11 protein-coding genes are annotated in these 9,709 nt (G+C 43.4%); 6 read left to right on the top strand and 5 right to left on the bottom strand.

Going from position 1 to position 9,709, the window contains the following annotated elements; genetic code table 11:
- Positions 1-134 precede the first annotated feature (134 nt).
- Positions 135-1,010 (top strand): NAD(P)-dependent oxidoreductase, encoded by an 876-nt coding sequence (locus BCU12_RS04290; protein ID WP_102403140.1) that lies wholly within the window; start codon positions 135-137, stop codon positions 1,008-1,010.
- Between the two features lie 105 nt (positions 1,011-1,115).
- Here the strand turns inward: BCU12_RS04290 and BCU12_RS04285 are convergent, their stop codons facing one another.
- The gene (locus tag BCU12_RS04285; protein WP_102403139.1) at positions 1,116-1,742 is read right to left on the bottom strand and encodes a DsbA family protein; all 627 of its coding nucleotides are present in this window, start codon (positions 1,740-1,742) and stop codon (positions 1,116-1,118) included.
- Positions 1,743-2,179: 437 nt separating this feature from the next.
- Between BCU12_RS04285 and BCU12_RS04280 the strand changes: the two genes are divergently transcribed.
- Positions 2,180-2,392 (top strand): cold-shock protein, encoded by a 213-nt coding sequence (locus BCU12_RS04280; RefSeq protein WP_102403138.1) that lies wholly within the window; start codon positions 2,180-2,182, stop codon positions 2,390-2,392.
- A 423-nt stretch (positions 2,393-2,815) separates the two neighbouring features.
- Here the strand turns inward: BCU12_RS04280 and BCU12_RS04275 are convergent, their stop codons facing one another.
- The 4 genes from BCU12_RS04275 to BCU12_RS04260 form a co-directional block, all read right to left on the bottom strand.
- The gene (locus BCU12_RS04275; protein WP_102403137.1) at positions 2,816-3,118 is read right to left on the bottom strand and encodes a DUF2007 domain-containing protein; all 303 of its coding nucleotides are present in this window, start codon (positions 3,116-3,118) and stop codon (positions 2,816-2,818) included.
- A gap of 82 nt (positions 3,119-3,200) precedes the next feature.
- Positions 3,201-3,743, bottom strand: coding sequence for a DinB family protein (locus BCU12_RS04270; protein ID WP_102403142.1), 543 nt, complete (start codon positions 3,741-3,743; stop codon positions 3,201-3,203).
- 42 nt (positions 3,744-3,785) lie between these two features.
- Positions 3,786-4,199 (bottom strand): GFA family protein, encoded by a 414-nt coding sequence (locus tag BCU12_RS04265; protein WP_102403136.1) that lies wholly within the window; start codon positions 4,197-4,199, stop codon positions 3,786-3,788.
- Positions 4,200-4,245: 46 nt separating this feature from the next.
- A complete protein-coding gene (locus BCU12_RS04260) occupies positions 4,246-4,566 on the bottom strand; it encodes a heavy metal-binding domain-containing protein (RefSeq protein WP_102403135.1) in 321 nt (106 codons plus the stop codon).
- A gap of 506 nt (positions 4,567-5,072) precedes the next feature.
- Here BCU12_RS04260 and BCU12_RS04255 point away from each other — a divergent pair.
- The 4 genes from BCU12_RS04255 to BCU12_RS04240 all read left to right on the top strand — a co-directional run bounded on the left by BCU12_RS04255 (position 5,073) and on the right by BCU12_RS04240 (position 9,601).
- Positions 5,073-6,839, top strand: a complete 1,767-nt coding sequence (locus BCU12_RS04255; protein ID WP_102403134.1) for an SgrR family transcriptional regulator — start codon at positions 5,073-5,075, stop codon at positions 6,837-6,839.
- A 219-nt stretch (positions 6,840-7,058) separates the two neighbouring features.
- On the top strand, positions 7,059-8,129 hold the full coding sequence (locus tag BCU12_RS04250; RefSeq protein WP_241909744.1) for a DUF481 domain-containing protein: 1,071 nt from the start codon (positions 7,059-7,061) through the stop codon (positions 8,127-8,129).
- Positions 8,130-8,310: 181 nt separating this feature from the next.
- Positions 8,311-8,958, top strand: a complete 648-nt coding sequence (locus BCU12_RS04245; RefSeq protein ID WP_102403133.1) for a hypothetical protein — start codon at positions 8,311-8,313, stop codon at positions 8,956-8,958.
- Positions 8,959-9,004: 46 nt separating this feature from the next.
- The gene (locus tag BCU12_RS04240; protein WP_102403132.1) at positions 9,005-9,601 is read left to right on the top strand and encodes a DUF4136 domain-containing protein; all 597 of its coding nucleotides are present in this window, start codon (positions 9,005-9,007) and stop codon (positions 9,599-9,601) included.
- The last annotated feature ends 108 nt before the right edge of the window (positions 9,602-9,709 follow it).

Here is a 9,709-nt window from a genome sequence, read left to right as displayed (position 1 = left end):
GTTTTCTACTGCCTTGATCATGTTTCCAGAGAGGTCGGGTATTTATAATTAATTGAATGCGTTACAACTAACGAAAACATAAATTGACTGGCTTTTTCGCGTAGTAAAGCGAGCACGAAAATGGAGAGAAGAGTATGAAAGTGAGTTTTATCGGTTTGGGTGTCATGGGCTTTCCAATGGCGGGTCATTTGGTTAAAGCCGGTTTCGAGGTGACCGTTTATAACCGTACTCAAGCGAAAGCAGATACGTGGGCCACTCAGTTTTCAGGAAAGGCGGCGACCAGCGTCGCTGAATGTGTTTCTGAAGCCGATGTTGTGTTGTTATGCGTAGGCAACGATGATGATGTGCGCAGTATGGCCACCAGCGAGTCAGGCGCGCTCTCTTTCATGAAAAAGGGTTCAATCCTCGTTGACCATACTACAACCTCTGCATTGCTCTCTGAGGAGCTAGAACAAGCAGCCAAACAGATGAATGTTCAGTTCATGGATGCGCCAGTATCAGGCGGGCAAGCCGGCGCTGAAAATGGTGTGCTAACCATTATGTGTGGTGGCGAGCAAGCGCTGTTCGATTCTCTTCAGCCAGTTTTTGAAGCGTATGGTAAATCTTCTGTTCTCATGGGCCGAGTCGGTCAAGGGCAGCGCGCCAAGATGGTGAATCAAATCTGTATTACTGGGGTGTTAACGGGGTTGTCTGAAGGTCTTATTCTTGCTGAAAAATCAGGGCTTGATATTCAAACGTTGGTGGATTGCTTGAAAAATGGTGCAGCTGGTTCGTGGCAGATGGAAAATCGCGCCGTCACTATGTCTCAAGATAAGTTCGATTTTGGTTTTGCGATTGACTGGATGATCAAAGATTTAGGTTTTTGCTTGGACGAAGCGCAGCGACAAGGTGTTTCGCTGCCATTGACTGAGCAAACGAATGAACATTACAAAGCGTTGAGCAAGGCCGGCGATAACCGCATGGATACCTCTGTGTTGATGCGAGCAATCAAGGCCCATTCTAATCTTTAAGTCGCTATCACCAATGTTGACGTAGCCGATCCCATCAAACCAGCCAACTCAGTTGGCTGGTTTATCGAACCGAAGGATTAAACGCCTTTATTTCCCGATTGGAATCTATTGCTGCGTTGATTTCAGCACAGACTGGATTGTCTGTTGTGCATTTTGATAATCAATACCAATCTCTCTTACTTCCCCTAGATTTTCGATAAAGAGTGAAGGAAAACTATTCCCACCAATCGAACGAGCAAATCCAATCTCCTTCAGCAAGGATTGATGTGTCTGCTCTGACACTAATGACGACTTAAATTTCTCTTCATTGAGACCAATGTCAGACGCCAGTTTTTCGAGGATGTCATTATCACTAGGGTTGAGAGCGTTGAGGTAGTACGCGTGCTGGATCGCGGTCAGCATGTCGATTTCTTTGCCTTGTTCGCGAGCAGCAAGTAGAGCGCGACAAGCAGGGTAGGTCGAGCGGCGTGGTGTATTGTTACGCCAGAAATCATAGTTAAACTGGGTGCCTAGGTAGTTTTCTATTTTTTTCCAGTAAGACGCGATCTGTTGCTGCATCTCTTCAGGCATAGGGACATCACTGTCTGGTGCTAATCCACCTAAAACATAACGGATATCTACTTGGTTAGACACGCTTAGCTTAATCTCTTCCCAAATAGGCTTATAGCCCCAGCACCAGGAGCACATAGGATCATACACGTAGTAGAGCGTCGGTTTTTTTGAAGAAGACATACTGTTCCTTAGCAATTCGTTGTGTTTACAGTGTAAATGGAGTGAGAGGCAAGATTCTATGGTTTCCCTCGATATTTTTAGTTTTGTCTGTTGTAAGAGGATGTAAGAAAACTAATACCTATAAAAAATAAAGAGTTAAGTGTTGAACTCTGAATGTTCAGTGATTGAGTTCGGTGAACAAATGAACGTTTTGCCTATGAGTATTCTGCAGTCTCAAAAATAAAGCTTTACATCTCTCTGGCTAGGCCTAATAATTACCGCGCTCTATTGTTAAGAGTTATTAATGAAACATCTAGTAAAAGAAAAACCCTCAGAGTATCTTCGTCATTGTTGTCATCCTCAGTGTTTCCCTTAGCTTCATAGAACCATTTAATAATTCAAACTTGTAGCGCATCGCATAATCGCGACTCACTTTAATTTTTGATAAGGGACAAATTATGTCTACTAAAACAACTGGCGTAGTAAAATGGTTTAACGAAGAGAAAGGTTTTGGTTTCCTAACTCAAGACAACGGCGGTGCTGACGTATTCGTTCACTTCCGTGCTATCGCTTCTGAAGGTTTCAAGACTCTAGCTGAAGGCCAAAAAGTGTCTTTCGAAGTAGAGCAAGGCCAAAAAGGTCTTCAAGCTGCAAACGTTGTAGCTATCTAAGATTTTAAGTTGGCGTAAGTGGTAGTTTTACTGCTTACGCTACTTTCTAAGTTCAATTTATAAACGATCTTTTCGACAATATTCAACCTATCCGCAATACCCCGATCCAGTATTCTCCGATACGTTCCTTATTTCTTTCGTTACATCCTTATAAATTATTACCCCTGACGCGCACTACGTTTTAAAGAAACGTTGATTTCTTTCGATCGTGTTTTCGTCACTATTACAAAAATAAGGACAATTATGTCACGTTCTAACGGCCGTAAACGCTTTTGGTTTAAACAAAGCAAGCAAACACCGATATTCGCTAAAAAATAGCTGAGCTAACCTCTCATGCCTTACTTGTTTGTAAGGAACGCTCTGTGACTAATCTAGATTATGCTCCCTAGATTAGAACTGGGCCAATATTTAAATGGTTAGTCTCTATGCCTCATGTTGGCAGTTCCAGCACAATTCGAATGAAGGTTCATTGACCTCTGAACAGTGTGCGCAAACCCATGTGGATGCACTTTTAGTGGATGTCATCGCTGCAATCGCCTCGGCAGCCTTGTCATAATCAATATCGTTCACAATCCATAACTCCGGCCAACAATCGAATGCAGAGATTTCGCCAATCGCGCCAGTTGCAAATTCATTTTTAACAAACGTTTCTATTCCCATTCCTTCAATAATGTTCTTGGCATTCACGATTAGAACGTGATTTTCGCAGGAATAAATTTGCTTCATACGTGTCCTTTTGGGGGTGATATTTAATGCATTCCTGATTAAGACCGCTCAGAACGTTAAAAAATTCAAATAACGTCGAACATTAAGCGTTCGATCCCTCAGGAACAATCATTGGGAGATCGGTACAACCGTACTCAATACCGATTTGGCTTAACAAGCAGGTAAGCTGTCCGCGGTGATGAGTTTGATGGTTGAATATATGCTGGCAAAACTCACCAACATTCTTTTCAATGACTCGTCCATCTGTCGTGGTATAGCTGACCTTCTTAGTGCAGGTCTGAATCTCAAAATCTTGGGTCATATTCACATAGATTTGGTCAACGTCAGAGCGTAGCTTCTTTAATGACGGTATATCTTTGACAAAAGTATCGTTCACTCGGGTCGCTTTTGGTAAGCGCCTCCTGGTTTCTTGGTCTAGGTGAACGATCTCGTTGCTGATTAACCGCTGTAGCATGATGAGATCCCCAAAGAGAATATGATTCCAATAATCCATGATAGTCGGGAAAAATGAGCGAGTGTCTTGATTAAGCTGTTGTTCCGTTAGCTGCTCACAGACGTCGAGTAACTGTGCATTCATGCGTTGGTTGTACTTTGCCAGCATTCTAAAGTTAGAGGGTAGGTCCATCATTTAAACCTCGTGTTGCTAATTATTCTGATTACAATGTGGTTAAGGTTGAGTATCCAACACTTTTACGCCTTCTGGAATGTTATACCAGCTTTGTTTTTCACTCACCCAAACATGGACTGTCGGCTCAAAAATGGTGTCATCTTCTAGCTCGATAGGCTTTAGCTTCAGCTTTAATGTGGTTTGATCGGCCGGGTTGTAGTGATAGACGCGGTTTCCACATTCAGGGCAGAACATTGCATTGTTTTGATTACCGCTGTCAGCCAAGCGAGACCATTCTTTCATTTTACCCTTAAATTCAATGGCCTCTGTAGGGAAAATAGCGGTGACACTAAAAGGGCTGGTAGAGAGTTTTTGGCACTCTTTACAGTGGCACGCGAGTACAAGGTTTGGTGCTTGTTTTATTGAATAGGTTAACTGCCCACATTGGCAGCTGCCGGAAATTGGATAGTTCATTGCTCATATTCCTTTATTTTTGATTTATATTTTGGAACGATATTTGTTAATCCACTACGACAGCGGTACCACTGGCCGAAACCATTAACATGCCGTTAGCTTGTCCGAGCACTTCGTAGTCGATATCAACGCCGACGACCGCGTTAGCCCCTAACTCTTGGGCTTTCGTTTCCAGCTCTTGGAATGCAATTAAGCGCGCTTTTTCTAACTCTCTTTCATAGGTGCCAGAGCGACCACCCACCATGTCTCTAATGCCAGCGAACATATCCTTAAATAGGTTAGCCCCCAAAATAGCTTCCCCTGCGATGACGCCCTTATACGAGACGATTCGTTTTCCCTCTACAGACTGAGTTGTCGTGACGATCATAATGATTTTCCTTCTTCGTGTTATTTTTAAGTATCAAAATCGCTTTTATACGATTCGCGTTAATTGAACCGATCGCGAACTTTGATGGTTTATCATTCAATAACATGCACGCTGAATGGTTCTTTTTCAATAAGATTTTGGGCGAACAACAAAGTTAGGTAAGTGCCGGAAGAAAGAGATCTTTGATTGGAAAGTGTTATGACGTGGATGACACACAGGTTAAAACAGGCAGCATTGAGAAGCACTATAGGGGGGGAGGAGCACGTAACGACCCAATGCTGCTTGAGAGACTTAGTATGTCTTCCAATTTGCTACGAAAAAACAGTCAATGTTAAAAAACTGAGTACCTGTTTTTGTAAATTGGAGCGTGAGATGGGCGGTAATAAGTTGTTTTTTAGATAAATGAGGAAAATGCGCCATTAAAGTCTTCTGCTTTAAGTGAACACCTAATTCGCTATTATAGGTAAGATTACCCTATTAGTGATGCTGATTATGAGGCGAGGCTTGTGTCTGATTTAAACCTATTACGATATTACGCGCGTTTAACACCTATGGGGGTCGGGGAAGAGATAAAAACTGCTTTGGTTGATGTTTCTGAATCTCTGTTTACCAGCCTACGTCATGCTCGAAATCTGCTCAATCAAATGCATGACTTGGGGTGGCTAAAATGGGAGCCGCAATCCGGTCGTAACAAGCGTTCAAGCTTGATACTCAATATAGAATTAGAGTCGCTTAAACGTCAGCTGGCAGCCCAGCGAGTCGTGGCGGGTAAGTTTGAAAAAGCGCTCGAAATCTTGGATAACGACAAAACAGAGTTTGGCCGATTATTGCAGAGCACATCTGGGGCTTCCATGCATGAAGGGCAACTTCATATACAGCTGACGTATAAACGCTCATTTGAGCGCTTAGTGCCTCACCAGCTTCAGCGCAGCAGTGAGCGGTATCTACTGCGTCAGATATACTGCTGCTTGGTTTCTAGCGATAGAGATGGACGAATAGAGCCTCAACTGGCGCATCATTGGGAATGCAATGATGACCATCGAGAGTGGACCTTTTATCTGCGTCCTGGGTTGACCTTTCATGATGGAACGTCGATTGATGCAGCAGCTATTGTCAACTTGTTTACGCAACTTTCGATATTGCCAGAGTATCAAACTGAGCTGTCTCACCTGTCTAAGGTATCGTCAGAGCAACCGTTAAAAGTTACCTTTACTCTGACTGAGCCCGACCAAGGTTTTGCTGGGTTAATATCGGGTGTTCGCTATTCGATACAGCCTGTTGGTCAACTCAGTCTGCATTCCGAATTGGCCGTTGTGGGCAGTGGTCCATTCGAAATTATTGAACACTCCCATGAGAAACTGCATCTACAAGCGTTTGAGCGATATTACGCCTGCCGAGCGCTCACCGATACGGTGACCATATGGCGGCTTGGTGAGCTTAATGAATCCAATAGGATCGAGACAAACCAATTAGCGACATTGAGTGATAAAGAGTGCCATCACTATGTTGCTTATAGCGTTGATGATGGTGAGCGTGGTGACAATGATAATGAGCACGGTGTTAGGCATAGCCAGATTGAAGATGGTTGTATGTTTGTACTGTTTAATCAGAGCACCCAAACACGCTTAACTGCGCTGCAACGACGGTATCTGGCCAGCGTACTCTCTTCTGAAAATGTGTACGATGAGATGAAAGCGCTTAACAGTACATTTGGCTGTGAAGTTGCTGGGAATATATTGCCTATGTGGAAGTCAGTATTACGGCCATTCTGTACAGAAACGGCGTTGCCTAAGGCTCTTTCCATCGCGGTTTATGATTATTCTGGCCTAAAGAACTGCGCGTATAGTATACAGTCACTGCTAAATAATATGGGTGTTGACGTTGTAGTGAACACTTACTCTTACAGAGAGCTAAGTCAAAAATCGCTGAATGGTGAGTTATTAGAAGAGATAGTGCTCACCAATATCAACTTGGATGACAATCGTCATGCTTCCGCTTTTGGGTGTTTGTTCAATAATCCGGTTTTACACAATGCGATAGGGCCCGTTGCCAGCACTTGGTTAACTCGGTCTTTGTCCGCATTACGGAGTGAATCAGAATTAACAGCATACCTTGATGACCTGGATCCGATAGCGTCAACATTGATCTCTGAATATTTCTTGATGCCGTTATTTCATCATCGACAGACGTTACGATTTGAGGGGGTATTAAAAGATGTTGCCTTAACCAACTGGGGCTGGCCTGACATTCGTAATGTTTGGTCTGCAAGTTAACACAATGTCATTTATGTCACAAAATTAACACTATCCTGTCGGAGAGCTGAATGAATGTGCCAGTATGGAAGTTTGTTATGTTTGCAAAGTAACCATAACAAGCCGAATACAACTGATTGACATTCAAGAAGATTTATCACTAGGGTTTCAATGACGACACAACGACTCAGAACACGATTTCTACCTTCATTATTTTGCTCTCTATTTTGTGCTTCTGCTATGGCTGATGAAACGAACGTTAAGCCACCTCTTCCTAGCGTTGATTCGATTAAACCGACAGTCAAAGTGGAAAAAGGGCAAGGGTGGATGCAACTGACCTCTGGTGAAGTGCTTTTAGGTAGCCTTATTGGTACGGTTCAAGAAGATCAAAACTCCTACGAGTTAGCGCTTGAATTTGACAGTGATGAACTTGGAGATGTTGAAGTGGACGTCGAAGACATTGCTGTTCTGCAAACCGCTGATATCTTTCGTGTTCGTTTGGCCAACGGTGAAACTCATGAAGGCCGATTAACCATTATTGATGACAAACTGACGATTCAAAATGATCGCTTGCATGTGTACCCAGTGAGTTTGATTATTTCGATATTCAGTCGCGTTGAATCTGAGCTTGAGCGCTGGGAGACGGACTTGTTTCTTGGGGCAAACTTCAGTAAAGGCAATACCGATGAATTGTCGATTTCCGGTGAGGTGAATGGAAAGCGGCAAACCGTCTATTCAAGAACCTTGCTGAAATACCTCGGGAATGTCACTCAATCCTCCGGAACGAAAACCGCTCAAAATCACCAGTTCGACGGCTCTTATGATATATATTTAAGTAACCGGTTGTTTTTCAGGCCAATAAAAGCCGCGCTAAATAGCGATAAGTTTCAAAATATTGATTATCGAGTCAATACTTCTACTCAGTTGGGTTACTTCATTATTGCTACGTCGGATGTGGAGTGGGATGTGTCTCTCGGGCCTGGTTTCCAATACACCAAATTCTATACCGTACTTGAGGGTGAGAGTGCTTCAGAGAATAGCCCGACGGTGGTCTTTTCCTCAGATTTTGAATATGAACTGACGAAAGATATCGACTTCAGCCATGGCTATGACCTGAACTGGGCAAGTAATGCCTCTGGTGGTGTGCGTCATAGCAACAATTTCAGTTTGGATATGGAGCTGGTGGACGATTTAGATTTTACGGTTAAATTTATTTGGGATTATATGTCCAATCCTAAAGTGGGGTCTGACGGTGAAGTGCCGGAAAAAAATGACTATAAGCTTAACTTTGGCCTCACATTTGACTTCTAGAGTTTGAAGCATATTGCCCAACCCTCACGCCTTTTACTCGCCGGAAGTAGTTTGGAACATGATGCGAATAGTGTCTATGGTTAAAGCGGTCATACTGGGTTTTAGATGATAGTGCGACGCAGATATGGCACGGTTTTACCTGATTCACTTCACAAGAAACAAATCAGCAAAAGGAATGGTTATGTTCAGTAGAATTAGCATCGACAAGAGTATGTTCGTTGGTTTGATTGTCGTTGGGTTCGCCCTATTCGCAACTTGTGCCGTGGCGTCTGATGAGGTGATTTCGTTACATCAGAATGAGGATCTCGCGCGAGAAGAAAAAATTGAGAACGCGTTTATTCAGGTTAACGTGAGTTTGGATCTTCATGGCATTGAACAATCACTGGATGCGACAGGGGAGTCTCTGAATGCGCTCGCGGAGTCATTGAATGCCATTGCGGAGAGCCCTGAATTATCGTCAACTCAACAGGGCAATATTGAAGCGACAATGGACAACGTGAATCAGCTTATTAAAGTGTCTACGCTGTCGCTTGAAAAACTCCCTGTTGCCTTGTCTGAATCCAAGAAAGTCGTCGGTGAAAAGACGCAGTTATTTCTTGATGACGTGGCGTTTAAACTGATCGTTATTACCTCTCTTGCAGTGCTGGCCTTGTTGTTCATTATTGGGTGTATTTATTGGTTGCTGTTGAGACCACTTCAATCAACGGTTCTAAATGCCACAACCAACGTCGCTGAAATGGCTCAGGCGTTGCAGGTTACAGCGAAAGCGGTGGAAGTGACGACTGAAAAGCAACAAGCGATGTCAGAGCAACTGTCTAAACTGACCTGACCTGAACTCAGTCACTGTCGATCACTAAAGAAGGAATTAGAATTAAATGAAAAAATCAGTGTTTTCTATGGCGGCATTTCTATCCGCGCTGTTTGTTTCCGGGTGCACCACTTCAACAGTCCCTCATCAGCAAAGCCCACTGGATTTTGGCGTGGTCAGCAGCGGCGATGGCCAACTTTTCCAATCAGTTTCAACCTTCGCTTGGCATGAATTGTCAGGTACTGCGGTTGTCAAAGACAAACAATTAGCGCAGAACGCCTCTCAGCTTTACCACGCATTAGTTGAAGCGCAAATGTTAGACAAAGGCTACCGACTGGTTTCAAACCCTCTTGATGCGGATGTGTTAATGATCGTGGCGATTGCACAACAATCAGAGATTACGGATACGGATATTTTTGCGAAAACGATGCTTTCAACGGGGATTCTTCCGGTGGATAAAGATGGGGAAGCCGTTGAGAAAGGCTCTTTATACGTCGCTGCATTTTCTAGCCACGCGGATTTGCAAGACGAAAGCGTGCAACCTATTTGGAAAGCGTTGGCTCAAAGGCCTATGGAAACGGACGTTGATGAAAAGAGTCAGCAATTACTCGCAGAAAATTTGGTGCATCGTATGATGGGGACAATACCCACATTGCAACCTTGATTCGGAAAAGCCGTAGTTATTAAAAGCCGCAGTTATGAAAAACCATTGCTATGACAAATTAGTAGTATAGTGATTAGAGTAAATAGTTAAAATGTAAATAGTGATAGT

The sequence above is a fragment of the Vibrio sp. 10N.261.55.A7 genome (assembly GCF_002877365.1).
Taxonomy (GTDB): Bacteria; Pseudomonadota; Gammaproteobacteria; order Enterobacterales; family Vibrionaceae; genus Vibrio.
Note: the sequence above shows the minus strand (reverse complement) of the source record. Positions and strands in the feature narration are given on the sequence as shown.

Coding starts and splice junctions, on each gene's coding strand:
- BCU12_RS04245 (WP_102403133.1), top strand. CDS start 8,311: ATGTTCAGTAGAATTAGCATCGACAAGAGTATGTTCGTTGGTTTGATT.
- BCU12_RS04250 (WP_241909744.1), top strand. CDS start 7,059: ATGGCTGATGAAACGAACGTTAAGCCACCTCTTCCTAGCGTTGATTCG.
- BCU12_RS04240 (WP_102403132.1), top strand. CDS start 9,005: ATGAAAAAATCAGTGTTTTCTATGGCGGCATTTCTATCCGCGCTGTTT.
- BCU12_RS04270 (WP_102403142.1), bottom strand. CDS start 3,743: ATGGACCTACCCTCTAACTTTAGAATGCTGGCAAAGTACAACCAACGC.
- BCU12_RS04280 (WP_102403138.1), top strand. CDS start 2,180: ATGTCTACTAAAACAACTGGCGTAGTAAAATGGTTTAACGAAGAGAAA.
- BCU12_RS04285 (WP_102403139.1), bottom strand. CDS start 1,742: ATGTCTTCTTCAAAAAAACCGACGCTCTACTACGTGTATGATCCTATG.
- BCU12_RS04265 (WP_102403136.1), bottom strand. CDS start 4,199: ATGAACTATCCAATTTCCGGCAGCTGCCAATGTGGGCAGTTAACCTAT.
- BCU12_RS04275 (WP_102403137.1), bottom strand. CDS start 3,118: ATGAAGCAAATTTATTCCTGCGAAAATCACGTTCTAATCGTGAATGCC.
- BCU12_RS04290 (WP_102403140.1), top strand. CDS start 135: ATGAAAGTGAGTTTTATCGGTTTGGGTGTCATGGGCTTTCCAATGGCG.
- BCU12_RS04260 (WP_102403135.1), bottom strand. CDS start 4,566: ATGATCGTCACGACAACTCAGTCTGTAGAGGGAAAACGAATCGTCTCG.